31 protein-coding genes are annotated in these 26,704 nt (G+C 68.0%); 22 read left to right on the top strand and 9 right to left on the bottom strand.

Features of this window, described 5'->3' with window-relative positions; genetic code table 11:
* Positions 1 to 82 precede the first annotated feature (82 nt).
* From AQZ52_RS05800 to AQZ52_RS05765, 8 genes are all read right to left on the bottom strand, one after another.
* Positions 83 to 814 (bottom strand): sigma-70 family RNA polymerase sigma factor, encoded by a 732-nt coding sequence (locus AQZ52_RS05800; protein ID WP_067907203.1) that lies wholly within the window; start codon positions 812 to 814, stop codon positions 83 to 85.
* Positions 811 to 2,907, bottom strand: coding sequence for a flagellar biosynthesis protein FlhA (locus tag AQZ52_RS05795; RefSeq protein WP_067907201.1), 2,097 nt, complete (start codon positions 2,905 to 2,907; stop codon positions 811 to 813). The genes AQZ52_RS05800 and AQZ52_RS05795 overlap by 4 nt, the downstream gene beginning before the upstream one ends.
* Positions 2,908 to 2,913: 6 nt before the next feature.
* The gene (locus AQZ52_RS05790; protein WP_240481461.1) at positions 2,914 to 3,720 is read right to left on the bottom strand and encodes a lysozyme family protein; all 807 of its coding nucleotides are present in this window, start codon (positions 3,718 to 3,720) and stop codon (positions 2,914 to 2,916) included.
* A gap of 65 nt (positions 3,721 to 3,785) precedes the next feature.
* Positions 3,786 to 4,163, bottom strand: a complete 378-nt coding sequence (locus AQZ52_RS05785) for a flagellar protein FlgN (protein WP_240481460.1) — start codon at positions 4,161 to 4,163, stop codon at positions 3,786 to 3,788.
* Positions 4,160 to 4,477 carry a flagellar biosynthesis anti-sigma factor FlgM gene (gene flgM, locus AQZ52_RS05780; protein WP_067907197.1) on the bottom strand — a complete coding sequence of 106 codons (318 nt, stop codon included), beginning with the start codon at positions 4,475 to 4,477 and terminating at the stop codon, positions 4,160 to 4,162. The genes AQZ52_RS05785 and flgM overlap by 4 nt, the downstream gene beginning before the upstream one ends.
* Positions 4,478 to 4,594: 117 nt before the next feature.
* Entirely contained in the window at positions 4,595 to 5,101 is a 507-nt protein-coding gene (locus AQZ52_RS05775; RefSeq protein ID WP_067907195.1) for a flagella basal body P-ring formation protein FlgA, read from the bottom strand.
* 71 nt (positions 5,102 to 5,172) lie between these two features.
* Positions 5,173 to 5,619, bottom strand: a complete 447-nt coding sequence (locus AQZ52_RS05770) for a hypothetical protein (RefSeq protein ID WP_082697577.1) — start codon at positions 5,617 to 5,619, stop codon at positions 5,173 to 5,175.
* Positions 5,619 to 6,272: a MotA/TolQ/ExbB proton channel family protein gene (locus AQZ52_RS05765; protein WP_240481459.1), complete on the bottom strand. Its 654-nt coding sequence runs from the start codon at positions 6,270 to 6,272 to the stop codon at positions 5,619 to 5,621. Before AQZ52_RS05765 ends, AQZ52_RS05770 begins: the two co-directional genes overlap by 1 nt.
* A 215-nt stretch (positions 6,273 to 6,487) precedes the next feature.
* Here AQZ52_RS05765 and flgB point away from each other — a divergent pair, with 215 nt between their 5' ends.
* The 15 genes from flgB to alr all read left to right on the top strand — a co-directional run bounded on the left by flgB (position 6,488) and on the right by alr (position 18,650).
* The gene (gene flgB, locus AQZ52_RS05760; RefSeq protein WP_067907191.1) at positions 6,488 to 6,835 is read left to right on the top strand and encodes a flagellar basal body rod protein FlgB; all 348 of its coding nucleotides are present in this window, start codon (positions 6,488 to 6,490) and stop codon (positions 6,833 to 6,835) included.
* A gap of 2 nt (positions 6,836 to 6,837) precedes the next feature.
* On the top strand, positions 6,838 to 7,251 hold the full coding sequence (gene flgC / locus AQZ52_RS05755) for a flagellar basal body rod protein FlgC (RefSeq protein ID WP_067907189.1): 414 nt from the start codon (positions 6,838 to 6,840) through the stop codon (positions 7,249 to 7,251).
* Positions 7,251 to 7,526, top strand: a complete 276-nt coding sequence (locus AQZ52_RS05750) for a flagellar hook assembly protein FlgD (RefSeq protein ID WP_067907187.1) — start codon at positions 7,251 to 7,253, stop codon at positions 7,524 to 7,526. Before flgC ends, AQZ52_RS05750 begins: the two co-directional genes overlap by 1 nt.
* 27 nt (positions 7,527 to 7,553) lie before the next feature.
* Positions 7,554 to 8,363 carry a flagellar hook-basal body complex protein gene (locus AQZ52_RS05745; RefSeq protein ID WP_067907185.1) on the top strand — a complete coding sequence of 270 codons (810 nt, stop codon included), beginning with the start codon at positions 7,554 to 7,556 and terminating at the stop codon, positions 8,361 to 8,363.
* A gap of 12 nt (positions 8,364 to 8,375) precedes the next feature.
* The gene (locus tag AQZ52_RS05740) at positions 8,376 to 9,116 is read left to right on the top strand and encodes a flagellar basal body rod protein FlgF (protein ID WP_067907183.1); all 741 of its coding nucleotides are present in this window, start codon (positions 8,376 to 8,378) and stop codon (positions 9,114 to 9,116) included.
* Between the two features lie 18 nt (positions 9,117 to 9,134).
* Positions 9,135 to 9,923 (top strand): flagellar basal-body rod protein FlgG, encoded by a 789-nt coding sequence (gene flgG / locus AQZ52_RS05735; RefSeq protein ID WP_067907181.1) that lies wholly within the window; start codon positions 9,135 to 9,137, stop codon positions 9,921 to 9,923.
* Positions 9,924 to 9,937: 14 nt separating this feature from the next.
* Positions 9,938 to 10,687 (top strand): flagellar basal body L-ring protein FlgH, encoded by a 750-nt coding sequence (locus AQZ52_RS05730; RefSeq protein ID WP_067907179.1) that lies wholly within the window; start codon positions 9,938 to 9,940, stop codon positions 10,685 to 10,687.
* Between the two features lie 173 nt (positions 10,688 to 10,860).
* Positions 10,861 to 11,985: a flagellar basal body P-ring protein FlgI gene (locus AQZ52_RS05725; RefSeq protein WP_067909517.1), complete on the top strand. Its 1,125-nt coding sequence runs from the start codon at positions 10,861 to 10,863 to the stop codon at positions 11,983 to 11,985.
* The gene (locus AQZ52_RS05720) at positions 11,982 to 12,296 is read left to right on the top strand and encodes a rod-binding protein (protein ID WP_067907178.1); all 315 of its coding nucleotides are present in this window, start codon (positions 11,982 to 11,984) and stop codon (positions 12,294 to 12,296) included. The genes AQZ52_RS05725 and AQZ52_RS05720 overlap by 4 nt, the downstream gene beginning before the upstream one ends.
* A 5-nt stretch (positions 12,297 to 12,301) precedes the next feature.
* On the top strand, positions 12,302 to 13,642 hold the full coding sequence (gene flgK, locus AQZ52_RS05715) for a flagellar hook-associated protein FlgK (protein WP_067907176.1): 1,341 nt from the start codon (positions 12,302 to 12,304) through the stop codon (positions 13,640 to 13,642).
* Between the two features lie 8 nt (positions 13,643 to 13,650).
* Positions 13,651 to 14,577 (top strand): flagellin N-terminal helical domain-containing protein, encoded by a 927-nt coding sequence (locus AQZ52_RS05710; RefSeq protein WP_067907174.1) that lies wholly within the window; start codon positions 13,651 to 13,653, stop codon positions 14,575 to 14,577.
* Between the two features lie 29 nt (positions 14,578 to 14,606).
* Positions 14,607 to 15,470 carry a flagellar motor stator protein MotA gene (gene motA, locus AQZ52_RS05705; RefSeq protein WP_067907172.1) on the top strand — a complete coding sequence of 288 codons (864 nt, stop codon included), beginning with the start codon at positions 14,607 to 14,609 and terminating at the stop codon, positions 15,468 to 15,470.
* Between the two features lie 140 nt (positions 15,471 to 15,610).
* Positions 15,611 to 16,450, top strand: coding sequence for a flagellar motor protein MotB (locus AQZ52_RS05700; protein ID WP_067907170.1), 840 nt, complete (start codon positions 15,611 to 15,613; stop codon positions 16,448 to 16,450).
* A 105-nt stretch (positions 16,451 to 16,555) separates the two neighbouring features.
* Entirely contained in the window at positions 16,556 to 17,269 is a 714-nt protein-coding gene (locus AQZ52_RS05695; protein ID WP_067907168.1) for a CPBP family intramembrane glutamic endopeptidase, BDIM_20840 family, read from the top strand.
* A 106-nt stretch (positions 17,270 to 17,375) separates the two neighbouring features.
* Entirely contained in the window at positions 17,376 to 18,650 is a 1,275-nt protein-coding gene (gene alr, locus AQZ52_RS05690; RefSeq protein ID WP_067907166.1) for an alanine racemase, read from the top strand.
* A 139-nt stretch (positions 18,651 to 18,789) separates the two neighbouring features.
* Here alr and AQZ52_RS05685 read toward each other — a convergent pair whose 3' ends face one another.
* Complete coding sequence (locus AQZ52_RS05685) at positions 18,790 to 19,671, bottom strand: flagellin N-terminal helical domain-containing protein (protein WP_067907164.1); 882 nt, start codon at positions 19,669 to 19,671, stop codon at positions 18,790 to 18,792.
* A 232-nt stretch (positions 19,672 to 19,903) separates the two neighbouring features.
* Here AQZ52_RS05685 and AQZ52_RS05680 point away from each other — a divergent pair, with 232 nt between their 5' ends.
* From AQZ52_RS05680 to AQZ52_RS05650, 7 genes are read left to right on the top strand one after another with little or no spacing between them, the layout of a single operon-like run.
* On the top strand, positions 19,904 to 21,190 hold the full coding sequence (locus AQZ52_RS05680; protein WP_082697574.1) for a sigma-54 interaction domain-containing protein: 1,287 nt from the start codon (positions 19,904 to 19,906) through the stop codon (positions 21,188 to 21,190).
* A complete protein-coding gene (gene fliE, locus AQZ52_RS05675; protein ID WP_067907162.1) occupies positions 21,187 to 21,552 on the top strand; it encodes a flagellar hook-basal body complex protein FliE in 366 nt (121 codons plus the stop codon). Before AQZ52_RS05680 ends, fliE begins: the two co-directional genes overlap by 4 nt.
* A gap of 3 nt (positions 21,553 to 21,555) precedes the next feature.
* Positions 21,556 to 23,292: a flagellar basal-body MS-ring/collar protein FliF gene (gene fliF / locus AQZ52_RS05670; RefSeq protein WP_067907160.1), complete on the top strand. Its 1,737-nt coding sequence runs from the start codon at positions 21,556 to 21,558 to the stop codon at positions 23,290 to 23,292.
* Positions 23,289 to 24,305: a flagellar motor switch protein FliG gene (gene fliG, locus AQZ52_RS05665; protein WP_067907157.1), complete on the top strand. Its 1,017-nt coding sequence runs from the start codon at positions 23,289 to 23,291 to the stop codon at positions 24,303 to 24,305. The genes fliF and fliG overlap by 4 nt, the downstream gene beginning before the upstream one ends.
* Positions 24,298 to 24,906 carry a FliH/SctL family protein gene (locus AQZ52_RS05660; protein ID WP_067907154.1) on the top strand — a complete coding sequence of 203 codons (609 nt, stop codon included), beginning with the start codon at positions 24,298 to 24,300 and terminating at the stop codon, positions 24,904 to 24,906. The genes fliG and AQZ52_RS05660 overlap by 8 nt, the downstream gene beginning before the upstream one ends.
* Positions 24,907 to 24,927: 21 nt before the next feature.
* Positions 24,928 to 26,250 carry a FliI/YscN family ATPase gene (locus AQZ52_RS05655; protein ID WP_067907152.1) on the top strand — a complete coding sequence of 441 codons (1,323 nt, stop codon included), beginning with the start codon at positions 24,928 to 24,930 and terminating at the stop codon, positions 26,248 to 26,250.
* Positions 26,247 to 26,678 carry a hypothetical protein gene (locus tag AQZ52_RS05650; RefSeq protein ID WP_067907150.1) on the top strand — a complete coding sequence of 144 codons (432 nt, stop codon included), beginning with the start codon at positions 26,247 to 26,249 and terminating at the stop codon, positions 26,676 to 26,678. The genes AQZ52_RS05655 and AQZ52_RS05650 overlap by 4 nt, the downstream gene beginning before the upstream one ends.
* Positions 26,679 to 26,704 lie beyond the last annotated feature (26 nt).

Raw genomic sequence — 26,704 nt, 5'->3', positions numbered from 1 at the left:
TCGCATTGCTGAAAGCAGACCCTAGCAGCCTCAGGCAGCGAACCGGGAATGAATTTCAGCCGAACCTGCTGCTACAGGCCCCCTAAAGCACATCAAACTCATCCCCCAGCGCGCTGCGCAGCTTGTCCAGCGCCTGCGCTTTCAGCTGGTGCACGCGCGGCACGCTGACCGACAGCACCTCGGCGATTTCCGCAAGGTTCAGTTCCTCCACGAAATAGAGCTGGATGACGGTCTGCAGCCGCTCCGGCAGGCTCGCGATCGCCGCCACCACTTGCGTCCGCGATTGTTCGTCCGCAAGGATTTCGAAGCTGTCCGGCCGGTCGTCGGCGAAGGCCATGTCGCTGTCGGAATACGTATCGTCGATGGGCTCGAAGCGCATCGGCTCGCTCGAGGCGCGCAGTTCGCTTAAGCCGGCGGTGGTCATGCCCATCGCTTCGGCGAGTTCGTCCTCGCTCGGCGCGCGGCCCAGCGTCGTCGTCAGCGCCTGCGCGGCGCCCGCCAGCAGCCGCCGCCGGTCGCTCGCCGCGCGCGAAAGGGGCGTGGAGCGCCGCACCAGATCGACCATCGCGCCCCTCACGCGCAGCTTGGCATAGGCGGCAAAGCCGTCCTCGGTCGGCGCATTGTGCTTCTGCGCGCATTCGGTGAGCGCGACGAGCCCGGCCTGCACGAGGTCTTCGACTTCGATGCCCGCCCGGCCCGATCCGTGGACGTGCCAGGCAAGGCGGCGCACCATCGGCAGGAAGCGGCGGATGCGGTCCGCCGTCCCGCCCTGATAGGCGCGCGCGGCGGCAAAGCTGCGGTGGTCATGGTTCATGCGGCAAGATCCTGTGGGGGAATTGCAGTCGGGTCGGGGTCTTGGCCGCCCACCACCTCGATCACTTCGATCGGCTGGCTGGGCGGCAGTTCGGAAATCGAAAGCACCGCGCATTGCGGCGCGCGGGCGCGCAACAGCGCGGCCAGCGCGCGGCGGGCACGGGGCTGGACAATGAGCGCGACGGGCGGCGCGGCAGGCCCGCGTGTCGCAATGATCGCGGCAATGCGTTCACCGATGGAGCGCGCGAGATCGGGCTCGATCACCGGCTGGCCGGTCACGGGATCGTGCATCCCGCCCACGATCATCTGCTCCAGCGCACCATCGAGCGTCAGCACCGCCAGCCGTTCGCTGGGCCCGCAGATGCGCGAGACGAGAAGCCCGCCCAGCGAAGCGCGCACCAGATCGACCAGCTTGTCGAACTCGGTCGTCTGCAGCACCGCCTCGGCGAGCGCGGAAAGGATCGGCAGCGGATGTGCAATGCTCACCCCGTCTCCGAGCAGCGCGTGGAACAGCCGCGTCATCGCCCCCAGCGTGATCGGCTGCGGATGGACGGTCTCCACCAGCCCCGGCGCCCGCTCGCGCACGCCATCGAGGATCGCACGGACTTCATCCGGCCCGAGCAGCGCCTGCGGGCGTTCACCCAGCACCTGGTTGAGATGCGTCGCGACAACCGTGGAGGCGTCCACCGTGAGAAACCCTTCGGCAATCGCATGGTCGCGCTGGCCGGGCTCGATCCACAGCGCGGGGCATCCGAAGCTCGGGTCCACGGTCGCCTCGCCGCGCAAGCTGTGCTGCGGATTGGCCTCACCCGCATCGATAGCGAGCACTTTCTCGGCCTTGATGCTCGCCCCGCCCAGCGCCACGCCGCCCAGCACGATGCGATAGGCATCGGGCATGAGGTCCAGACTGTCGCGCACGCGGAATTGCGGCACCACGAAGCCGAAGCTCTGCGAGAGCTGCTTGCGCACGCCGGTGATGCGGGCAACAAGCGGCGCGCCGCGCTTTTCGTCGACCAGATGGACCAGACCATAGCCCAGCTCGATGGTGACGAGCGTGTGGTCGGAAACCTCCTCCAGCGTGATCCGGGCGGGGTCCACCTGCTCCACCACCACCGGCGGCGGCACGGCAAGGCGCGCCTCGCGCTTCCTCAGGCTCCACCAGATCCACCCGGCCATGGCGGCGGCGGGCAGGAACACCATCTGCGGCATCGCCGGGATCATCCCGATGGCGCCGAGGATCACCGCGACCGGCAACCACGTGCCGGGGGCGGCAAACTGCCCGCCGATCTGCCCGGCAAGGTCGCGCGTATCCGAAACGCGCGTCACGATCACGGCGGCGGCGATGGAAAGCAGCAGCGAGGGCACTTGCGCGACCAGCGCATCGCCCACCGCCAGCGTGATATAGCGGCTCGCGGATTCCTGCGCGGTGAGGCCATGGCTCAGCATGCCAAGGCAGAAGCCCGCGATGATATTGACGCCAAGGATCAGCAGCGCGGCGACCGCATCGCCCTTCACGAACTTGCTCGCACCATCCATCGAGCCGTAGAAATCGGCCTCGGTCGCCACCTCGCGCCGCCGCGCCTTGGCCTCGTCCGCCGTCAGCAGACCTGCGGCGAGATCGGCGTCGATGGCCATCTGCTTGCCGGGCAAGGCATCGAGGGTGAAGCGCGCGGAGACTTCCGAAACGCGGCCCGCGCCCTTCGTCACGACCATCAGGTTGATGATCATCAGGATCATGAACACGAACAGCCCGACCGCAAAATTGCCGCCGATCAGGAATTCACCGAAGCTCTCGATCACATGCCCTGCCGCCGCGCCGCCTTCATGGCCCTTCACCAGCACGATGCGCGTGGAGGCGACGTTGAGCGCGAGGCGCAGCAGCGTGGCGAACAGCAGGACCGAGGGGAACGAGGAGAAATCGAGCGGCTTCAGCGCATTCATCGCCGCCATCAGGATCGCGACCGAAAGCGCGATATTGAGCACGAAGAACGCGTCGAGCAGAAACGAGGGGATCGGCATGATCATCAGCGCGATCAGGATCAGGATGCCGCCGGGCAGCGCCAGCGCGCCGGGAGAGCCGAAGCGTTTCAGCATGGCCGGTCAGATCCCCAGACTGCGGAGCTGGCCATAGGCCGCGCGCACATGCGCCGGGGCCGCGCCGGGCTGGGCGAGCGCAAAGGCGTCGCGCAGAGTATCGGCCATAGAGCGGGCAGGCGGCGCATCGGGCGCGTTCGCCGCCGCGTTGAACGCCTGCTGGATCGGTCCGCCCTGCGGCGCTGCGGCGGCATACGTCGGCAGCGGCGCATCCGGCGCGTTCATCGCGCTCGTCATCCGCCCGCGCAGCAGGTCCATCACTTCACCCACCGAGCGCGCGCCGGAGGGGCCGAAGAAGATCCCCCGGTTCGCCGCCGCCGCGCGGGGTAGCAGCGCCGCCGCGCTTTGCGCCGGGTTGCTCCCCAGCGCGCCGAGGAAGCGTCCGGCTCCTTCCGCACCGAGGAAATGCGCAAGGTAAAGCTCGCTCGCGTCGGGATCGCGGCCGAGAATTCCCGAGAGGAAATCGCGGTTGTCGTTTGCAAGGGTTCCCGCCATCAACGCGGATAGCTCCGGATCGGAGCGCAGCGCGAGCAACTGCGAACGCGCGGCCGGATCGCCCGCACCGCCAATCCCGAGCTCCGCCCCATGCTTGTCCAGCATCGAAAGCCAGGTCTGCCCGGTGAACTGGTAGAGCCCCGCCGCGCTCGATGTTGCCGCGCGCGCATGCGGGTTGAGCCCGGATTCGAGCCGCGCCTGCGCCATGAGGTAGGAAAAGTCGGTCCCGGTCGCCGCCGCCGCACGCGCAATCGCCCCCCGCACATCGGGCGCCGGGCGTTGAACCGTGGTAACAGCGATGGGTGTCGGCTCGCTCACTGAAGTCCCTTTCCAGACCGCCGCAAGCGGGCGGTCGGAAAGGCTTCAGCAAGCAGCGTGCCAAATCAGCGCGCGCGGCTGATCCGGGCATGGGGCGCATTGGCCCGATAAAGCGCGGGCTGGCCCGTCAGCGCGTCCAGACGCGCCGAAACATTGGCCGCGATCAGGTTGCGAACGCGGCGATTGGCCTCATTGACGCGGCGCGCCGCTTCCAGAAGGCCGCGGCATTCCTCGTCGATCGCTTCGGGCGCGGTCGTATCGAGACGCCCGCAAAGGGCATTCTTGTCGACCGCGCAGCCCATGATCGCATCGACGTCCAGCCCGGCAAGCGCCTGCCGCTCGTCTTCCAGAACGGCCAGCATCTGCCGCAAGGTATCGCGCAGCTGGGTGGGACGACGGATCGGCTGCACGGTATCGATGGCCGCATTCATGTGTGCGCTCACTTGGGGCTCCTCAGCAGCATCCCGGCCGCGATCATCGCATCGGCGATCTTGGTCGGGAGCACGGGGTAGGTGCCGGTTTCGATGGCATGGCGGATCGTCTGGACCCGCTCCTGGTCGACCGGAGCCGCGCCCGCCTTGACGGCGTCGCTGGTTTCCACCTGTGGCGCGGCGGCGGCCGCAGCAGCCGGGGCCGGGGCCTGCGCCTTGGCGGTTTCAGCCGTGGCTTCGGTCTGGACGGGCTTGCTGCCCTGACCAACAGTACTGACCTGCACCGCGCTGACCGGCCGCGATGCACCGATTTCAAAGGATGACATGGTCCGCTCCTCGCGTTTCCTGCAAACCAGAACGGCCGCTCAAGGGAGAGTTTAAGGCGGGGCGGAAAAATTTTGCCGGGGGCGGCATGTGGCGGCAGATCGCCGCCGGTTCTGGCCTCAATCGACCGGCAGTTCCACCAGCCCCGGTCGCACCACCCGCGCGCGCAGCGGATCGGCCTTGGCGGCGGTCCGCACGCGGATCCAGGCACCCACCGCACCCGCATCGAGCGCTTCGCCCGGCTGCGAGACCGAAAAGCCATCGCCCGCCACGGTCACCGTCACGCCCTCGCCGCGCGCCACCGCGATCACGGCAGGCGCGGCAGCCGGCGCAACGCGTGCCGCGCTCACCGGCACGAACACCCGCCAGCCGCCCGCATCGGGGCAGCGCACCAGCACGCTCGTCTGCGCATTGCCATACCACGAAAGCGCCAGCGGGGCGCTGCACACCGCCAGCCGCAGCCGCCGGTCCACCGGCTGCGCCGCGCCGCCCGGCACGCCGATCTGCTGTCCGGTAAAGGCGGCGACGGCATTGTCGATCATCGCGAGGTCGGTCAGCGGCCCGGCCAGCGCCGGAAGCGGTGCCAGCATCAGCGCGGCTGTATAGGCATGACGAAAGGCAGCCATGGCAGAGAGCTTTCGCAAGAGGGAGCAATGCCCGTATCGCTGCAATCATCGTGCCACCTCGCTCCCGCACGTCACTCGGCATCATAGGCCAGGACCACGCTCGTGCCGTTCTCGCGGCCTGGCTCAATCACGATCCGTGCGCCCGCGCCGCGCGCACCGGCCTTGGCCACCAGTGCTTCGGCACGCGCCAGCGCGTCGCGCTCATGCCCCGCGAGATGGCGGACGAGGATCGAGACCCTGAGCCGCGGATCGCGCGCCTGCTGCGCCAGCCATTGGGCGAGGCCGGGCGATCCCGGGCCATCGCGCCACACCCCCACCGGCTCGCCCCGAACGGATGGTGCCGGTGGCCGCACCACCGGCGCAGGCTTCGGCGCCGAGGGCAGAAGCGGCCCATCGGGCGCATTTGAAAGTGCCGCCGCCGTCATCATGAACAGGATCAGCGCGAGGTCTGCGAGGATCGTCTGCCACGGCATCGCGATCGGCGCACCGTAGAGCCCGTGCGGCGGTGGGGTGGACATCAGGCCTCGCGCAGCCACGCGCGCGGCTGCGCCACGCTCCGCGTCGGCGGGCAGGTCGGCGCGAGCTGTGCCAGCAGCCAATCCATCACCTCGCGCCGCGCCGCTTCCTCGGCCTCCACACGGCGCTCCACGGCCCGCGCCAGCGGCGCCAGCACCAGATTGCCCAGCAGCACGCCGTAGAGCGTGGTGAGCACCGCCATCGAGATCGCGCCCATGAACGCGGCGCGGGCGAGGCCGTCCGCCGGTAGCTGGCTGAGCGAAATGAGCGTTCCGGCAAGGCCGAACACCGGCGAAAGCTCGGCGCCCAGCGCCAGCGTGCGCACCGCGCGGATCGCGCAGGCCACGCGGGCCTCGCGCGCCGCGTCGTCGCGCGCGGTAAAGGCGGCGAGCGAACGCGTCTGGACGAGCGCGGCGACGGCGGCATCGATGGCCGCATCGCCACAGGGCCGGGGGGTGGCACGCAGCAATCCGTCGCGCCCGGCCTGCGCCACCAACGGCGCAAGGCCCCCGCGCACGAGTTCGGCGCGGAAGCGCGGCCGCAGCAGCGCCGCGAGCGCGGCACCGGCCGCGCGGCAATCCGCCCAGCCGCTGCGCAGCGCGGTTGCCCCCAGCGTTCCGCCGATGACAATGCTCGCCGCCACAGGGTCGAGCATGTGCGTCCAGTCCATTCGTGCCTGCCTCGCTGCCTCGCCAGACAAGAACGGCAGCAGGCGCCCGCGCTTCAGGGCGGGCGGAGGCAATCTGCCGCCAACCGGCAAAGGCTTGCCGGTCATCCGCCTGCCGCCACGGCAAACCGCCCGCATTTGCGCATCTGGCACGCCCCTTGCTGATCCCATGGCAGGACAATCCGTCTTCAAGGCTTCGATCCATGAGCGACACACTTTTCGGCATCCACGGCGCGGCGCTCGAATTGCGCTCGCAGCGCATGGGGCTGCTCGCGTCCAACCTCGCGAACGCGGGCACCCCCGGCTACAAGGCAAAGGACATCGACTTCGCAGCCGCATTGAAGGCCCGCACGTCGGGGGCGAGCGATACCCAGGCCCTCACCGCCGCCACGCGCTACCGCATGCCGGTCATGCCCAGCCTCGATGGCAACACCGTCGAAATGGCGACCGAGCAGACCGCCTTCGCCGAAAACGCGGTCGGTTACTCCGCCACGCTCTCGTTCATCCGCGGCCGGGTCGAAACCCTCACCCGCGCGATCAAGGGCGAATGACGATGGCAGGAAGCGGCCAGCCCCTCTCGCTGTTCGACGTCACCGCGCGCGCCATGTCGGCGCAGCTGGTGCGCATGAACGCCTCGGCCTCCAACCTCGCCAATGCCGGCAATGTCGCGGCAAGCAAGGAGGCCGCCTACCGCCCCTTGCGCCCGGTCTTCGCCGAGGAACTCGACCGCTCGAGCGGTCTTGCCACGGTGCGCGTCACGGGGGTCTTCCGCAGCGATACGGCGCCCGTGCGCACCCACGATCCCGATCACCCGCTCGCCGATGCCAATGGCGATGTCTGGGCCGCCCCGGTCGATGAGAACGCCGAGCTGGTCGAGATGATGGAGAGCGCCCGCCAGTACCAGAACGTGGTGGAAGCCATGCAGACCGCCAAGCAGCTGATGCTCGAAACGATGAGGATGAAGTGATGACGACCGTCAACCCCTATGCCGCCGCAAACAGTGCCACTCCGGCCACCGCGACGACAACCGCCAAGAATTCGTGGGGCTCTCTCGGCGCCAACGATTTCATCAAGCTGCTCACCGCGCAGTTGCAGAACCAGGACCCGACCACACCGGTCGACAACAGCCAGATGATCGCCCAGCTCGCCCAGTTCTCCAGCCTTTCGGCGGCGAACAGCACGTCGGACACGCTGAAATCGATCGAGAGCAAGCTCGACAAGCTCACCGGCCTCAAGATCTGAACCGTTCCTCGAAAGGACCCACCAGACATGTCGTTCTACACCTCGCTCAACGGGCTCAAGAACGCCCAGACCGATCTCGGCGTGATCAGCAACAACATCGCCAACGCCGAAACCAACGGCTTCAAGAAGAGCACCGTCTCCTTCGCCGATATCATCGCGGGCAGCGCCTTCACCAATCCCAAGCTGCTGCTCGGCATCGGTGCCACGGTCGAGGCGATCAACCAGAACTTCAAGCAGGGCGCGATCGAGCAGACCGGCAACGCCCTCGATCTCGTCGTCAACGGCGACGGCTTCTTCACCACGAAGTCGGCGGTCACCGGCGATACGCTGTATACCCGCAACGGCGCCTTCGAAATCGATGACAGCGGCTATCTCCTGCGTGGCGGCAACCGTCTGCAGGTCTTCCCCACCGACACGACCGGCGCGGTGACCGGCAACACCCCGCAGTCGGTCCAGATCCCGGCCACCAACGCCGCCGGCGCGCAATTCGCCGGGGTTGCCGTCAGCAAGAACGGCGTGATCACCGCCTCCTATGCCGATGGCACCAACACCGCTGTCGGCATGGTCGCGCTCGCCACGTTCCTGTCGCCGGGCGGGCTGCGCCAGGAGGGCTCCTCCAACTGGACCGCCACCGGGCTCTCGGGCGCCGCCACCTATGGCCAGCCGGATTCAGGCTTTTACGGCGGCATCCTGTCGGGCGCGCTCGAACGCTCGAACGTCGATCTCTCCGAGGAAATGGTCGGCCTGATCACCGCGCAGCGCAATTTCCAGGCCAATGCCAAGGCGATCGATACCGCCACGCAGATCTCGCAGACCATCATCAACCTGCGCACCTGAGGCTGACCTGAAATGGACCGCCTGATCTACACTGCCTATTCCGGCCTCACCGGCTCGATGGTGACCCAGCAGGTCATCGCCAGCAACATGGCCAATGCGCAGACCATCGGCTTTCGCGCCGAGCTGCTCAGCGCCGATCCGATGACGCTCAAGGGCCCCAGCATCGAGGCCCGCGCGATGACCCGCGGGGAAGTGCGCGGCGCCAACATGAAGCAGGGCGCACTGATCGAGACGGGCAATCCGCTCGACGTCGCGCTCACCGGCCGGATCATGCTGGCGGTGCAGGGCGAGGACGGCGAGGAAGCCTACACCCGGCGCGGCGATCTGGCGGTCGATGCCACCGGCCTGCTCACCAACGGCGATGGCCGCCCGGTGGTGGGCGATGCCGGCCCGGTCACCGTGCCGCCGGGCGCAAAGATCACCATTGCTCCCGATGGCCGCGTGCTCGCCGCCCAGCCCGAGAACCCCGACCAGCCGCCGCAGGAAGTTGGCCGCCTCAAGCTCGTCAGCACCGCCGGATCGGCCATCGAGAAGGGTCTCGACGGCCTCTTCCGCGTTCCCGGCGGCGGGGCGCTGCCGGTGGACGAGGACGCCCGCCTCCAGCCCGGCAGCCTCGAACAGTCCAACGTCGAGCCCACCCGCGTGCTCGTCGAGATGGTCGAGGCGCAGCGCCTGTTCGACATGCGCACCAAGCTCATCTCCACCGCGCGCGAGCTCGATGAAGGCGGTGCCGGCCTCATGCGCCTCACCTGAACAAAGGAATCCTGACCCATGCCCTCCTCAGCCCTTCACGTCGCCCGCACCGGTCTCGAAGCGCAGGACACGCGGATGCGCGTGATCGCCAACAACCTCGCCAACGTCGGCACCACCGGTTTCAAGCGCGATCGCGCCAACTTCGCGACCATGGCCTATCAGGACGCGCGCACTGCCGGACAGCAGTCCTCGGGCGAGACGGCCTATGCCACCGGGCTCAATCTCGGCACCGGCGTCGGCATCCAGTCGACCACGCGGATCGCCACGCAAGGCCCGATGCAGACCACCGGCAACGCGCTCGATCTCGCGCTCGATGGCGAAGGCTATTTCCAGGTCGCCCTGCCAGGCGGCCAGCTGGCCTATACCCGCGCCGGCAATTTCAGCCGCTCGGCGGAAGGCCAGCTTGTCACCGCGCAGGGCTATGTCGTGCAGCCGCCGGTGACGATCCCGGAAGGCGCCACCTCGATCACCATCGCGCCCGACGGCACCGTTTCGGCCACATTGCCCGGCACGGCAGAGCCCTCGCAGCTCGGCCAGATCACCCTGGCCAGCTTCGCCAATCCAGCGGGCCTTGCGGCGGGCGGCGACAACTTCCTCACCGAAACCGCTGCCAGCGGCGCGGCGCAGATCGGCGTGGCAGGGGAAGTCGGACGCGGGCGAATCCGCCAGGGCTTCCTCGAAAGCTCCAACGTCAACGTCGTCGAGGAGCTGGTCGACATGATCGAGACCCAGCGCGCCTACGAGGTCAATTCCAAGATGATCTCTGCGGTCGACGAAATGCTCAAGAACGCCAACCAGACCCTTTGACGGACACCCGACCCATGATGGATTCCCCTTTCGAAGCCGCCTTCCGCGCGTCCGCCGCCTCGCCGGTCGATGGCAAGCCGCTCGGGCTGCGCCTGCTGGCCTGCCTGCTTGTGCCGCCCGCGATCGTGCTCGCTGCAACGCTGCCGGCCAGCGAGGTCCATGGCCGCCCCGCGCGCCCGGCCGAAGGCTTCGCGCCGGTGCTGCCGCAGGCACCGGCACAGCGCCCGGCAGACGGGGCCATCTTCAACGTGGCCGCCGGCTACACCGGCCTCGCGGAAGGCCGCCGCGCCCATGCGGTGGGCGATCCGCTGACGATCATCCTCACCGAACAGCTCAACGCCTCGAAAAGCGCCGCGGGCAAGACGCAGAAGACCGGCGCGTTCAACGTGGTTCCCCCCACCGCCGGGCCGCTGTCGTTCCTCGATCCCAATGCCCTTAAAGCATCGGGCGGATCGTCGTTCAACGGACAGGGGAATGCCTCGCAGACGAGCACGCTCGGCGGCGAGGTGTCCGTCACCATTGCCGAGGTGCGTCCCAACGGCACGGCACTCGTTGTAGGGGAAAAGCGCTTGCTGCTCAGCCAGGGCCAGGAATGGGTGCAGCTTTCGGGCATCGTCCGCCTCGGCGATATCGATGCCGACAACCGCGTGCGCTCCACGCAGGTGGCCGATGCGCGCGTCACCTACACCGGCAACGGCGCGGTCGGGCGCGCCAGTCGCGAAGGCTGGCTGTCGAAGTTCTTTGGCGCGATCTCGCCGTTCTGATGATGACCAGCCCCGCTCTCCTGCCATCCGGCTCCGGATTGGGCCCCGCACTCGCCCCGTGCAGCGTGCACCTGGCGCGGCTCGCCGCGAATCCCTTGCTTTTGCGGACTATTTCAGCCGTTTCGCGCACTTCCCGCATGCGGGAAGGGTCGGGGATGGGCATGCTGCGCTGCATGCCCCGTATCAGGATGCCCATCCCCGGCTCCCTCCTGCTGCTCGCTCCGCTCCTCGCCGCGCTGGCCCTCGCCCCCACGCCCGCCCACGCCGACCGCGTGCGCGATCTTGGCGCGTTCCAGGGCGTGCGCACCAACCAGCTGACCGGCTACGGCGTCGTCGTCGGCCTGCCCGGCACGGGTGACGACAATCTCGATTATATCACGCAAGCGATGCGCGGGGTCTCCGGGCGGCTTGGCGTGCAGTTGCCGCAGGGCGTCTCGCCCGGGCTCAAGAATGCCGCCGCCGTGCTGATCACGGCCGATCTTCCCGCCTTTGCCAAGCCTGGGCAGCGCATCGATGTCACCGTCTCCACCATCGGCAAGGCCAAGTCCTTGCGCGGCGGTGCGCTGATCCTTGCCCCGCTCTACGGCGCGGACGGCCAGATCTACGCGATGGCGCAGGGCAACCTCGCCGTCGGCGGGCTCGGCATCACCGGCAAGGATGGCAGCCAGCTCACCGTCAACGTCCCCACCGTCGGCCGCATTGCCGAAGGTGCCAGCGTCGAACGCGCGGTCGCCACCGGGTTCGATCGCGACGAGACCTTGCGCTGGAACCTGTTCACCGCCGATTTCCTCACCGCCAGCCGCGTGCGCGATGCGGTCAACGCGCGTTTCCCCGGCGCCGCGACGGTGGAAGACGGCATCACGCTCGCCATCCGCCTGCCGCAGGCGACCGACAGCCGCGCCACGATGATGGCCTCGATCGAGATGATCGAGGTGCAGCCGGCCGAAACCGCCGCCAAAGTCATCGTCAACAGCCGCACCGGCACGGTCGTGATCAATTCCGCCGTGCGCCTTTCCCCCGCCGCGATCAGCCACGGCAAGCTCGTCGTGAAGATCGACGAGAAGCCGCAGGTCTCGCAGCCCGGCCCGCTCAGCCGCGGCCAGACGGCGGTCACGCCCAACAGCCAGATCAACGTCGAGGAAGGCCAGGCCCATGTCGCGCTGTTCAAGCCCGGCGCTTCGCTTTCCAGCCTTGTCGATGCGCTGAACAAGCTCGGTGTCACACCGTCCGATCTTGTCGCCATTCTCGAGGCGCTCAAGCAGGCGGGCGCGCTGCGCGCCGAGATGGAGGTGATATGAGCCCGCTCACCCCCTCCGCCCGGCCCACACTGGCGAACAGTTCGACCGGCCCTTCCGCCACGGACCGCGCCGCACTCAGGAAGGCGGCGCAGGGCTTCGAGGCGATCTTCGTGCGCCAGATGCTCGCCGCCGCGCGCTCTGCCAGCCTTGCCGGCAAGGACGAGCTGTTCGGCGGCCAGGCGCAGGAGACCTTCACGTCGATGCGCGACGAGCGCTTTGCCGAGATCGCCGCCCAGACCGGTGCCTTCGGCCTCGCGAAGCAGCTTGAAGCCCAGCTCGCGCGGCTGATGCCGCCAGCCGGAAAGGACTGAGCGCAATGGCCTCCGACCTTCTCTCGATCGGCCTCTCGGGTGCCAAGGCCGCGCGCATCGGGCTCGATGTCACCGCGCAGAACATCTCCAACGCGGCGACCGAAGGCTATGTCCGGCGCAGCGTCGGGCTCACCGAAGTCGCCTCCACCGGCTACAACCAGAACACGCGCGACGTCTCGCTTTCGGGCGTGCGGGTGGACATGATCGTGCGCAACGCCGACGCCTTCCGCCAGAGCGAAGTGCGCCGCACCGGCGCGGACACCGCGCGCGCCAACGCGGAAGTCACCGGCCTTGGCAACATCGAGGCCGCGCTCGAACAGTCCGGCATCTACACCGCGATCACCGGCTTTGATGCATCGCTGCAGAAGCTGAAGGAAGACCCGGTCGATACCTCGCTGCGCGCCTCGGTGATCGAATCCGCGCGCACGATGGGCGCCACCTTCCAGATCGCGGCCAAGGAAATGGACGCGGTGGGCAAAGGCCTGCGCTTCGAGGCGGCCGACGGCGTCACCCAGGTAAACCGCATCGCCGGCGAACTGGCGCGCACCAACTTGCGCCTTGCCCGCGCGGCGGATGCGAGCTCGGACCAGACCGCCCTGCTTGACCAACGCGACAAGCTGCTCGCCGATCTCAGCCAGTATGGCGACATTGCCACGACCATGGCGCAGGATGGCAGCGTCACCGTCACGCTCGGCACGTCGGCGGCGGGCACCCCGCTCGTCAGCGGGGGTGATACCAAGGCGCTTGCCATGACCACGGCCGGCGATGGCACCGTCAGCTACACGCTCGATAGCGGCGCGCTCACCCTCGCCGGCGGCTCGCTCGCGGGGCAGCAGCTCGCGCTGGGCAAACTGGCGCAACTCGGCACCGATCTCGATACGCTGGCCGGCTCGATCGTAACCACTGTCAACACCGCACAAGCCGCCGGGACGGATCGCAATGGCAATCCGGGCGCGGACCTCCTCACCGGCTCCACCGCCGAAACCATCGCGCTGGCCACCGGCGATCCGGCGAAGATCGTCACCGCGCCTGCGAACGCGCCGAAGAACAGCCGCGATCCAGCGGGCCTCGAAGCGCTCCGCGGCGCGCTCGCCACCGCCGATCCCGCCGGCAAGATGGACGCAATCCTGTTCGATGTCTCGGCCACCGTCTCGGGCCGCACCGTCACCCGCGATGCGCTCGCCACGATTTCCGGCGCTGCCAAGACCGCGCTGTCCGCCCAGACCGGGGTCGATCTCGATACCGAAGGCGTCAATCTCGTGCGTTACCAGCAGGCGTTCCAGGCTTCGGGCCGGGTGATGCAGGTAGCGGCCAGTCTGTTCGATTCCCTGCTCCAGATCCGCTAGGTCCCGCCATGAGCATCTTCGCCACCAGCACTGCCGCCTTTTACGATCGCTCGACGCAGAGCCTGTCTGCCCTGCGCGGGCAAGCCGAAGGGCTGCAGAACCAGATCAGCACGAACAGCAAGCTGACGAAGTCCTCGGACGATCCGCTGGCGGCCTCGCAGCTTCGCGCGCTGGCCCGCGCCGATGCCCTTGGCACGATCGACACTGCCGCAACGAACCGCGCGACGACCGACCTCAACCTCACCGACACGGCGCTGGGCCAGTTCGCGAACTATGTGAGCCGCGCGCAGGAACTCGCTACCCAGGCCGCATCCGCGCTGCTTCCCGCTACGCAGCGCGCCAGCATCGCCTCGGAACTCGCGCAGATCCACACCGGCCTCGTTGGTCTTGCCAACGCGCGCGACAGCGCCGGCCACGCCCTCTTCGGCGGAGACAGCGCGGGCGATGCCTATGAGGTCGACTCCACCACCGGCCTCGCCAAATATATCGGCAGCGGCAGCTCCGGGCAGCTTTCGCTGGGCGATGGCCAGACGGTCGGCCGCAGCCTCACCGGCCCCGAATTCCTCAGCTTCAAGGACCCGGCGGGCAATTCCACCGATCTGATGGCGGTGATCAAGAACCTCTCCGACGTGCTGTCCGGGGGTTCCGCCAGCACAGCCGCCACCGCACAGGCGGCGCTGGGCTCGCTCGCCAATGGCCTCGATGCCATCACCACCGCGCAGACCGTGATCGGCTCGCGGCTCAGCTGGATCGACCTTTCCACAGAGCGACAGCAGGCGATGGGCGAGGCCCGCGCCTCGCAGCAGCAGGATATCGGTGCGCCCGAACTGGGCTCCGCGATCGCCCGCCTGCAGCAGCTCTCCACCGTGCTCGAAGCGAGCCAGGCCAGCTTCTCCAAGCTTGCGGGTCTCTCGCTGTTTGATTTCCTGCGCTGATCTCCAGCCATCCGGGACCGTAAACCACCATGTATGCTGCCATCGGTATCGTCATTCTCCTCGTCATGGTGTTCGGGGGCTTCGCCATCACCGGCGGCGCACTCGGCCCGGTGATGGAGGCCATTCCGCACGAAATGCTGATCATCGGCGGTGCCGCGCTCGGCGCCGTCGTCACTGGCAACTCGCTCCACGAACTGAAGGCGATCGGCGGCGGTTTTGCCAAGGTCTTCAAGGGCCCCCGGCATAGCAAGCAGGACCACGTCGATGCCATTGTGCTCTGCACGCGGCTCATGAAAATCCTGCGCAGCGACGGCCCGGTGGCGCTCGAAAGCCACGTCACCGACCCGGCAAACTCGCCGATCTTCGCCGAGTTTCCGAAAATCCTCGCCAACAAGCCGCTCGTCTCGCTGATCTGCGACACGCTGACGCTGATCGTCGTGTCCTCCGGAACGCTCGAAGTCCACGCCGTCGAAGACGTGATGGATCATTCGATGAAGACGCACTTCCACGAAATGAGCGAGCCGCAGCACGCGCTCCAGAACCTCGCCGACGCGCTTCCCGCATTGGGCATCGTCGCCGCCGTGCTCGGCGTGGTCAAGACGATGGGCTCGATCGACAAGCCGCCCTCGATCCTGGGCGCGATGATCGGCTCGGCGCTCGTCGGCACGTTCATGGGCGTGCTGCTCGCCTATGGCATCGTCGCGCCCCTTGCGGGCCGGCTCAAGCAGGTGCTCGATCAGGACGAGATGATCTTCCAGGCCGTCAAGCAGGTGATCATCGCCAGCCTCCACGGCTGGCCCCAGCCCCTCGTCGTCGAAAGCGCGCGCTCCGGGCTTGGCCACTCGTTCCGCCCGGGCCTGTCCGAACTGCTCGACGCGCTGCGCGGGCGTTGATTGTGCGTTTCCGTTGCACGAAAACGCAAGCGGCACCGGCCCGCTCCCCCGCCCGGCCACCCATTCAGGGTACTCTCGTGGGTGGCCGGGCGGGGGAGCGGGCCGGTGCCGCTTCCGCAAAAGCGGAAAGGAACTAAGCCATGGCCAAGGCTCCGAAGGGCAAGAACGAACCCGTCCGCCCGATCATCGTCAAGAAAGTCACCGTCGTCGCGGGCGGCCACCACGGCGGCGCGTGGAAGGTCGCCTATGCGGACTTCGTGACTGCGATGATGGCCTTCTTCCTGCTCATGTGGCTGCTGGGCGCCACCACCGAAAAGCAGCGCAAGGGCATTGCCGATTATTTCACCCCCACGCTCGTAAAGATGAAGGAAGGCAGCGCCGGCTCCTACGGCCTGCTCGGCGGCTCTTCGCTCACCGATCCGGACAACTACCAGTACCGCGCCGGGCAGACCGGCACCAAGACGCTGACGATCCCGCGCGATGCCACCGGCGGCGCGAAGGACGGCGGCACCAAGGCCAAGCGCACTGCCAGCCTCCAGCAGCGGCTGCAACAGAAGCTCGCGGCCAGCGAGACCCTGCGCAAACTCGCCAAGCAGGTCCGCGTGACGCAGACGCCAGAGGGCATCCGCCTCGATCTCATGGACGATGCCAAGTTCTCGATGTTCCGCCTCGGCACCACGATCCTCACCCCCGAAGCGGCCGAACTCGTCCGCGCGATCGGCCAGGCGATCGGCCCCGACAGCGCAGGCCTCAGCGTGCGCGGCCACACCGATGCGCTGCAATGGAAGCCGGGAGACGCTGCCAACAACTGGTCTCTCAGCGCCGGCCGCGCCGAAGCGACGCGCCAGGCCCTGATGAAAAGCGGCGTCACCGAAAACCGCTTCCGCCGCATCGAGGGCGTCGCCGATCAGGAACCCCTGATCCCGGACAGCCCGACCGACCCGCGCAACCGGCGGATGAGCATCCTGCTGATGAACTGATTTGTCGTTCGACGTGGACCAAATGAGACGCTGAAATGGTTGGGGCGGCAGGTCATGATATGGTAAGCTCAGGTCAGTTTTGTCGACGGAACAGCAGGGTACGATTTGGACGCTATCTTCGGCATCAGTGGCGTGATTTCGCTGCTGCTGGTCTTCGGCTTCGCTATTGGGTTGTCTGACCGAGAGCGATGTTCGCTTGGCTGGTTGGTGCTTGCGGCATTGCTGGTTCTGCTCAACGACGCATTGCTGACAAGCGGATATGGCCTGATCCCTGATCTCATCGGCGGGTCATGGAACTGGCAAGGCAAGGTTGGCGCGCTGTTTGTGACACTGCTGATCGCTGGCCTGCCAATCTTTGGATGGGCCGAATGCGGGTTCAAGCTGGCTCAGAAACCAGGCAGCCTGAGCGCTGCAATGCCGGTTGTGGCAGCCTACTGCGCTTTCTTCCTTGGCATCGCGCTGCTTTTTCCCAACGAACCAGCGCGAGCGGAAGATATCGCATTCCAGATATCGATGCCGGGGCTAGAAGAAGAATTGTTCTACCGCGGACTACTACTGGCGGCTCTCGACCGAGCGTTTGCAGGCCGTTGGCGGTTTGTCGGCGTCGATTGGAGTTGGGGAGCCATCCTGACTTGCGCTCTGTTTGGCCTTGCCCATGCGTTCGGCTTCTCGGACGGGTCGTTCACCTTTGACCCACTCACCATGGCGCTAACCGCTATCCCAGCGCTGCTCGCCGTGTGGTTGCGGCAGAGGACGGGAAGCCTTGTTCTGCCGGTGGCGCTGCACAATTTCGGCAATACCCTGCCTATGCTGCTTTAGGCTCGAGACCTCTCAAAACGGCATCACGCACAGCACGTCAGACCTTGCCCTCGCACCCCTGCCCCGCCTAGCCTCGCGCCAGACACGGGGTAAAGAGGGCACAGGCATGATCCACAGGCGCGCATTTCTGGGTGCAGCGGCGGCAGGCGCAGCTCTCGCCGCCACCCGCGCTTCCGCCGCGCCGATCCTTTCCGCCAGCAATTTCGGCCTCACCCTCGCGCAGGCGCAGCGCCGCAACGGGTGGATCGAAGTCGATACCGCCGCGTTCGAGGCCAATATCGCCACGCTGCGCCAGATCGTCACGCCGTCCCGCATCTGCGCGGTGATGAAGGCCGACGCCTATGGCAACGGCATCGCGCTGCTCATCCCCTCGGTGATCAAGGCCGGGATCACCGATGTCGCGATCACCTCCAACGATGAAGCCCGCGTCGCCCGCCAGCTGGGCTATCGCGGCCGGCTCTACCGCATCCGCCTTGCCGCACCTGAGGAAATGGAAGACGCCATGGGCACAGGGCTCGTCGAGCTGATCGGCAACCCTGAGGCCGCCGCCCGGCTCGAGGCGCTCTGGCGCCAGCGCCGCCCGCGCTTTGCGCTCCCCGTACACCTCGCGCTCAATGCGGGCGGCATGTCGCGCAACGGGGTCGAGCTTTCGACCGACTACGGCAAGGCCGATGCCCGCGCGATGCTGGCGCTGAAAGGCCTTCGCATTGCCGGGGCGATGACGCATTACCCCAGCGAGGAAGCGCCCGACATTCTCGACCAACTCGCGCGCTACAAGGCGGATCTCGCCTGGCTCGCCGGGGAAGGCCTGAGCACGGAAGGCTTCACCCGCCACACCGCCAACACGTTCGCCACGCTGACCCAGCCCGATACCCGGCTCGACATGGTCCGCGTCGGCGGCGCGCTCTATGGCGATCCCGGCTCGGTCAAGACCAGCGTCTTCATCCCCGTGCCCACGATTCTGTCGCGCGTCGCGGCGGTCAATCACTACCCCGCCGGGCAGACTGTCGCCTATGATCGCACGTTCCGGCTGGAGCGCGAGAGCTTTCTGGCGAACGTGCCCATCGGCTATTCCGATGGCATCCGGCGCGGCTTCAGCCACGCCAACCGGCCCGAGTTTCCGGCGGAGGGCAAGAACCACACCGAAGTCCTCATCCGCGGCCGCCGCGCTCCCATTGTTGGCCGTGTCACCATGAACACGCTGATGGTCGACGTCACCGATCACCGCGACGTCCGCCTCGATGACGAGGTCGTGCTCTTCGGCGCGCAGGGCACGGACCGGATCACGCAGGCGGAGTTCGAGGCCAACTCCAGCGCTTATGCCCCCGAAATGCTCGCCGTGCTGGGCGCGACCCTCCCCAGAGTTCTGAAACCGCGCTGATACCTGTTTCGGTCTGGCCGAAACAGAGGCGGCACCAGCTGCGCTAGCGAACAAAAAACCAAAAACCCGGCGATCCGTGGAAGGATCGCCGGGCAAGGTGCATACCCGGTGGAGAGCGGGCTTGCGGGGGGACCTGACCTTAGCGCAGCAGCGACAGCACGTTCTGCTGGCTCTGGTTGGCCTGCGCGATCATCGCGGTCGAGGCCTGGCTCAGGATCTGGGCCTTCGCCATCGCGGTCGTTTCGGCCGAGTAGTCGGTGTCCTGAATACGCGAACGTGCGTCCGACAGGTTGGTGATGTTGTCGTTCAGGTTGTTGACGGCCGATTCCAGACGGTTCTGGCCGGCACCGAGCGTCGCACGGGTCGAGTTGACGTTGGCGAGCGCGTCGTCGACGTTGGTGATCGTCGTCGAGGCAGCCGTGTCCGACGAAACGTCAAGAGCCTGCGTCGTCGAGGTCGAGTCATAGGCTGTCAGCGTGCCGCCGAACAGCTTGGTGCCATCGAACGCCTTCGACACGATGTCGACGGTGTCGCTGGTGTTCGCGCCGGTCTGGATCGAGAACTTCTTGTCGTCCGAACCGTCGGTCGCCGGCGCCGCGCCGACCACCGAAAACACCGCGTTGCCGTTGAACTTGGTGTTGTTGAGCACGTCCGAGATCTGGGCGTTGAGGTTGCCGACTTCGGACTGCATCGCATCGCGGTCGGTCTGCTGGTAGGTGCCCGACTTCGACTGCACGGCCAGTTCGCGGACGCGCTGCAGCATGTTGGTCACTTCGTTGAGCGCACCTTCCGCAGTCTGCGCGAGGCTGATGCCGTCGTTGGCGTTGCGCACGCCCTGGCTCATGCCCTTGATCTGCGAAGTCATCGTGGTCGCAATGGCGAGGCCCGCAGCATCGTCCTTCGCGCCGTTGATGCGCTTGCCGGTCGACAGGCGTTCCATCGCCGTGCTGGCCATCTTGGCTGCGCTGTTCGAGGCGTTGGCCGCCTTGATCGCGCTGATGTTGGTATTGATAACCGCCATGGTTTGTCTCCAGTGAGAGGGGTCGTTCCCCGTTTGACGCCGGTCGGGGATCGACGCGGCAGCCACGGCAAAGACCGGCAAAAGCCTGCCGGGTTTAAGGGGGGCCTCGGCAGCGATCTGCCGGATACACGTAGTTACGCTTAGGGCGTGCGCGGAGCTTAAAGTTTCGCACCGCTTGACGTTTTCGCGCGAAAAACAGCCTGTCTCGATGGTTAAGACAGGGTTTGGAAACATGAACACGGATCAGGCAGGGCGCACGGCAGGAGGAAGCGCCCCCACCACACCGGCAGCGCATGCCGCGCTGCTGGCACAGGCGCGCTCGGTTCTGGGCAGCTTCAACCCCGCCGGAACTGTCACGCTGCGCGGAGCCGAAGAGCCTGCCGCCCCCGGCCTGTTCGACCGCACCGTGCTGCTCTCGCGCGCCGCAACCTGCGGCATCACGCGCAGCCACGGCGGCCGCCACGCGCTTTCCTATGCCGACAGCGCCGATCCCGCCGTCCTCGCCGCGCTGATCGCCTGCGCCGCGCCGGCCGGCAGCCCCGTCGCCGCCGATCCCGAAACGCTTTCCGTCCTCGCCCTCGCCGAACGCCTCGCCCAGGCCGAGATCCCCGTGCTCATCAACGGCCCCACCGGCACCGGCAAGGAAGTGCTGAGCCGCTTCATCCACCTGCGCTCGCCGCGCGCTGCCGCCCCGTTCATCGCGATCAACTGCGCGGCCATGCCCGAAACGATGCTCGAGGCGATGCTGTTCGGCCACCAGAAGGGCGCGTTCACCGGGGCCAATGCCGCTGCCGAGGGCTTTTTCCGCGCCGCGCATGGCGGCACGCTGCTGCTCGACGAGATCGCCGAAATGCCCCTCGCGCTCCAGGCCAAGCTGCTTCGCGTGCTGCAGGAAGGCGAAGTCGTGCCCTTGGGTGCCACCAGGCCGGTCAAGGTCGACGTACGCATCATCGCCTGCGCCAACCGCGATCTGCCCAGCGAAGTCGAGGAAGGCCGCTTCCGCGCCGACCTCTACTACCGCCTCAATGTTTTCCCGCTCGAATTGTCCGCGCTGCGTGATCGCCCTGCAGACATCGCCCCGCTCGCCTTCGCCATGGTGCTCCGCCATGTTCCCCAGGGCCAGCCGGTGCCGTGGATCGGCGAGGGCGCGCTCGCCATGCTCGAAGCCCACGCCTGGCCCGGCAACGTGCGCGAGCTTGAAAACGTCATGCGCCGCGCGCTTCTCCTCGCCGGCCCCGCCGCCGAAATCGGTGTACAGCATGTTGTGTTCGACCGCGCCGTGCGGGCGGCGGGCGAACCGGTCGATCCGGCCCAGGCCGCCGCCTCGTCCGTCCCCGGCGGAAAGCTCTCCAACATCGTCCAGCTCTCCGAAACCCGCGCGATCCTGGCCGCGCTCGACAGCTGCGGCGGCAGCCGCGTCGCCGCCGCGCGCAAGCTCGGCATTTCGGAACGCACCTTGCGCTACCGCCTCGCCGAATTCCGCGAGAACGGCATCGCCGTGGCCGGTAGCCGGCGATGAGCGGGATCGGGGGAATTTCCGGAGCCGGGGGGCTCCAGCAGATCATGGCGCTGCGCCAGCAGATCATCGATCGCTCGCAGCTGCTCCAGCAGGTCCGCACGCCGGCCGCCAGTGCGCCCGAAGCCACACCGGAAGCGCCGGCGAACGGCTTCACCTCCGCGCTCAAATCCGCGCTCGACAACGTGAACGCTGTGCAGGGCAAGGCCGATAGCCTGAGCGAAGGGTACGACAAGGGCGAGGTCACCGATATCGCCAAGGTCATGCTCGCCCGGCAGGAAGCCGGCGTCGCCTTCGAGGCAACCCTGCAGGTGCGCAACAAGCTGCTCACGGCCTACCAGGACATCATGAGGATGGGGGTCTGATAGATGGCCGATCCCGCAACACCCACCCTGTCGGTCTTCGCCCCGCTCACCGATCCGGCGGGCGGCTCGATGCTCGCGCGCACCGGCGCCTTCCTCGGCCAGCCGCCGGTGCGCCGCGCGCTTCCCTGGTTTGCCGGGGTCTCCGCCGCGGGCCTTACCGCGCTGCTCTGGATGACGATGGCTCCCGCGCCGCAGCGCATCCTCTACAGCGATCTCAGCGACAGCGAACGCGCGCAGGTCGTCGCCGCGCTCGACAAGGCGTCGATCACCTATTCCATCGACAATGCCACCGGCGCGGTCTCGGTGGGCGAGAACGACCTTTACAAGGCGCGCATGGTCGCCGCCTCCGATGGCGCGCTCGCCACGCCCGAAACCGGCGCGCAGATGCTCGACAAGCTGCCGATGGGCGCCAGCCGCACCCTTGAAGGCGAACGCCTCCTCGCCGCGCGCGAACGCGAGCTTGAACTCACCATCATGCAGATCGACGGCGTCGAGGCCGTGCGCGTCCACCTCGCCGAGCCGGAAAAGTCCGTCTTCGTGCGGGAAAACGCCGCCCCCACCGCCTCGGTCATGGTCAAGCTCGCGCGCGGGCGCCAGCTGGCGGACAGCCAGGTCAGCGCCATCGTCAACCTCGTCGCGGGCTCGGTGCCGTCGCTCTCCGTCGATGCGGTCAAGGTGATCGACCAGCACGGCCGCCTGCTCTCCTCGGGCAAGGACGGTGATACCGACCGGCTCGATCTGCAATCGCGCATGGAAGAGAAGCTGCGCACCCAGGTCGCGCAGCTGCTCACCCCGATGCTCGGCGAGGGCAACTTCTCCAGCGAGATCCAGGTTGATCTCGATATGGACCAGCTCACCTCCGCGCGCGAAAGCTATGACAAGCAGGGCGTCGTGCGCTCCGAAACCCAGTCCGCCAGCCAGACACCGGGTCCGGGCACGGCCTCGGGCGTTCCGGGCGTTCTCTCCAATACGCCGCCGCCGCCCACCACGGCCCAGCCCGGCGCGCCCGGTGCCGCCCCCACGCCCGGTGCGTCGCCGTCCCCGGCCGCCACCCCCAGCGCCCCCGCTGGCGGCGAAAGCTCCTCCGCACGCACTTACGAACTCGGCCGCGAAGTCGCCGTCACCAATGCCACCCCCGGCAAGATCAAGCGGCTGTCCGTGGCCGTTGCGCTGTCGGGCGCGATCATGGCCAAGGCCAAGCCTGCCGAGATCGACCAGATCAAGCAGCTCGTCACCGCGGCTGTGGGCGCAGATCCCGCACGCGGCGATCAGGTCGCGGTTGTCGTGCGCAATTTCAGCCCCGTCACCGTCACCCCGCCTGCCTTTTATGAAACCCCGTGGTTCGCGATGGTCGTGCGCAATGTCGTGGCGCTCCTCGCGGTGCTCCTCACCCTGCTCCTCGGTGTTCGCCCGCTGATCAAGGCCTTGAAGCGCGATCCGGCCCCGGCCATCGCCAAGGACAGCGCGGAAAAGAGCGAAGGCACGGCCGAAGGCGAAGCGGGCGAGGCCGGTGCAGAGGGCGAAGGCGGCGAGGGCGGCGAGGACGCCCCGGCCCGCCGCCGCCGCAAGAAGATCCAGCAGATCGAGCCGATCATCGATCCGGAAACCGGCGAGATCGACCCTGATGCCCTGAGCCGCCAGGTCGGGGTCGCGCAGCGCATCGTCGTCGAACAGCCCGACAATGCCTTGAATGCCTTGCGCCAGCTCCTCAACGAACCCGCGCCCGAGGGAACCGAATGAGCGCCGAAGCCTCTGCCGACATTCCCGGCCCCGTCCGCGCGGCTGTCATGATGATGCTGCTCGACGATGATCACGCGGCGTCGCTGCTCGCCCAGCTCGAACCTGCCGAACTGCGCCTGCTCGGCGCAAAGATGTGCGAGATCGGCGAGATCGACGCCGATGCCATCACGCAAGCCTTGCAGGGCTTCGTCGACAACGCCGCGACTGTCACCATCGGCGCCACCGACCGCGTCGGTCAGGTCCGCCAGCTGATGACGAGCGCCGTGGGCGATTTCAAGGCGGACAACCTCATGCAGCGCATAGCCCCGGATGCGCCGCGCCCCGGCTCCAGTCTCGAACTCGCGCGCTGGCTCACGCCCCATGCCTTGGTGCCGCTGGTCCAGGGCGAGCATCCGCAGGCGCTGGCCGTCCTGCTCGTCCAGCTCGATCCGGATGTCGCCGCCGGCGTGCTCCATGCCCTGCCCGAGGCGCTCCAGCCGCAAGTCATCCAGCGCATCGCCACGCTCGGCCCCGTCGCGCCCGAAGCCATCGCCATGCTCGAGGATCTCCTCGCACAGCGCATCACCGAATGCCACGGCGGTGCCGCGCTCACCATGGGCGGCCCGCGCGAGGCGGCCGATATCATCAACGCCTCGGTCCGCGCGGTCGAGAAGCGCGTCATGCCCGAGATCGCCAAGCAGGACAAACAGCTCGCCAAGGCGATCGAGAACGAGATGTTCAAGTTCGAGCACCTTTTCGTGCTCGACGAGAAGTCGATGGGCTCGCTGCTGCGCGAGGTCGATTCCGATACGCTCATCGCCGCGCTCAAGGGCATCGCGCCCGATACCCGCGAATGCTTCTTCCGCGCGATGTCGAGCCGGGCCGCCGAAGGCGTGCGCGACGAGATCGAGGCGCGCGGCCGCATGAAGATGGCCGAAGTGGTCGAGGCACAAAAGGCCGTGGTCACCGCCGCCCGCCGACTCGCCGCAGAAGGCGTGATCGTCTTCGGGGCGGGCGACGACGACTATGTCTGATCCGGTCGCCGCCACCATGCGCGCGCTCTCGCTCGCCGAACTCGGCCTCGTCCCCGGCGGCTTCCGCGAGGATCAGCGCTTCCTGCGCGAAGCCGCGTCCGAACCGCCTCCGCCGCCGCCCGAGCCGGAGGAGGCCCCCGAAACCCGCGCTTTCGCCGCCGGCTATGCGCAAGGGGCCGCCGATGCCGAAGCCGCCTTTGCCGCTGCCATCGCGGAGGCAGACGCCGCCCGGACGAAGATCGAGCTCGCCTTCGCCCGTCTCGATGCGGACCTCATGCGCGAACTCGAAGCCCGCCTGCGCGATACCGTGCTTGCCCTGTGCGCCCCGCTGTTCGGCGAATATGCCGCGAACGAGGACGCGCTGGCCGCCCGCGTCAAGGTCGCCGCCGGCATGCTCGCCCGCGCGGCCGATGAACGCGTGATCCGCCTCCACCCCGAAGACCTTGCGCTCCTCGCCGCCCGTCTACCCGAGGACTGGCACTTCGAACCCGACCCCGCGCTCGAACGCGGCGGTTTGCGGATCGAAGGCAGCGCTGGCGGGGTCGAGGATGGCCCCGCCACCTGGACCCGCGCCCTCGCCGATGCGCTCGCCGCGTGCTGACCCCATCATGCTGACCCCATCATGCTGAATGGCGCCCTCCCCCTCCTCGCCCGCTGCGAGGAAGCCCAGCCCGATTTCGCCCCACGCCGCTACGGCCTCGTCACCGCCTGCGATGGCGGCCTGCTCGAAGTCAGCGGCCTCTCGCTTCCCATCGGCGCGCAGTGCCGCATCGCCCACGGAAGCGGTTCGCTGTTGGCCGAAACCATCGGCTTTCGCGCCGGGCGGATGCTGATGATGCTGCTCGGCGATACCGTCCTCTTGCGCCCCGGCGCACGGGTCCGCCCCGAGGGCCGCCCCGGAATGCTCCCCGTCGGGGAGGCGTTCCTTGGCCGCGCGGTCGATGGCGAGGGCCTGCCCATCGACGGCGGACTACCCATCGCCGCCCGCGCCGAATGGCCCTCGGGTGGCGTGCGCTCGGGCGCGCTGGACCGTGCCCCGGTGCGCGAACCCTTCGACGTCGGCGTCCGCGCGCTCAACGCGCTCACCACGTTCGGCGTCGGTCAGCGGATCGGCGTCATGGCCGGCTCGGGCGTCGGCAAGTCGGTGCTGCTCGACATGATCGCTCACGGCACCGAAGCCGAAATCGTGATCGTCGGCCTGATCGGCGAGCGCGCCCGCGAAGTTTCGGATTTCGTCGAGAAGCATATGTCCGGTCCGCGCCGGGCGCGCTCGGTCGTCGTGGCTGTCCCTGCCGATCACGCCCCCAACCTGCGCATCCGCGGCGCGATGCTGGCCACCTCGATGGCCGAATATTTCCGCGCCGCCGGGCATCAGGTCCTGCTCATCATGGACAGCCTCACCCGCGTTGCCCACGCGGGCCGCGAAATCGCGCTGCTGCTCGGCGAACCCGGCGCGGCGCGCGGCTATCCCCCTTCCGCGCTTGCCACGATCACCAAGCTCGTCGAACGCGCCGGCAATTCCGCGGCGAGCGGCGGCTCGGTCACCGGGCTCTACACCGTGCTCGCCGATGGCGACAACCAGGACGACCCCGTCGTCGATACCGCCCGCGCCATTCTCGATGGCCACGTCGTCCTCAGCCGCGATCTGGCCCAGCGCGGGCAGTACCCGGCGATCGACATCGCCGCCTCGCTCAGCCGCGTGATGAACGATATCGTCGATCCGCTGCACCAGGCCGATGCCCGCGCTTTCCGCGCCCTCATCGCCACTTATGAAGCCAACCGCGATCTCGTGCTCATGGGCGCCTACCGGGCCGGGGCCGATCCGCAGCTCGACCGCGCCATCGCGATGCACGGCGCGCTCACCGCGTTTCTCAGCCAGCCCCAGCGCGAGGTCGTGCCGATGGAGCGCAGCGTGGCTGAACTGGCCGCCCTGATGGCCGCATGACCAACGAAAAGACCAGGCTCAAGCGCCTGCGCCGCCTCGAACGGCTGCGCGGCATTGCCCGCCAGTCCGCGCTCGCCGAAGCCGCCCGCGCCGAAGCGACGCTGGCCCAGGTCACCAATCTCGAAGCGCGCACCGCCGCCCTGATCGAAGCCTATCGCCAGCGCCGCGATGCCGGCACGGCTGCGGATCTGCACCAGACACAGCAGTTTGTCTCCGGGCTCACCCGCATTGCCGATCAGACCGCCGCCGATCTCGCCCGCGCCCGCGAAGCCGCCGACGCCCGCGCCGCCGAAGCCGCCGAGGCCGAGCGCCGCCGTGCCGCCGTGGAAGACCGCATCGATGCCGCACGCCAGCGCATCGCCCGCAAGGCCGCAGAAAATGCGCATCCTGCCAAGCCCGCAGGTCCGCTTGGCACAGCTCTTGAATAGCACGCGTTAACCACACTCGCTCGCCA

It is taken from the genome of Novosphingobium fuchskuhlense (genome assembly GCF_001519075.1).
GTDB classification, from domain to species: domain Bacteria; phylum Pseudomonadota; class Alphaproteobacteria; order Sphingomonadales; family Sphingomonadaceae; genus Novosphingobium; species Novosphingobium fuchskuhlense.
Note: the sequence above shows the minus strand (reverse complement) of the source record. Positions and strands in the feature narration are given on the sequence as shown.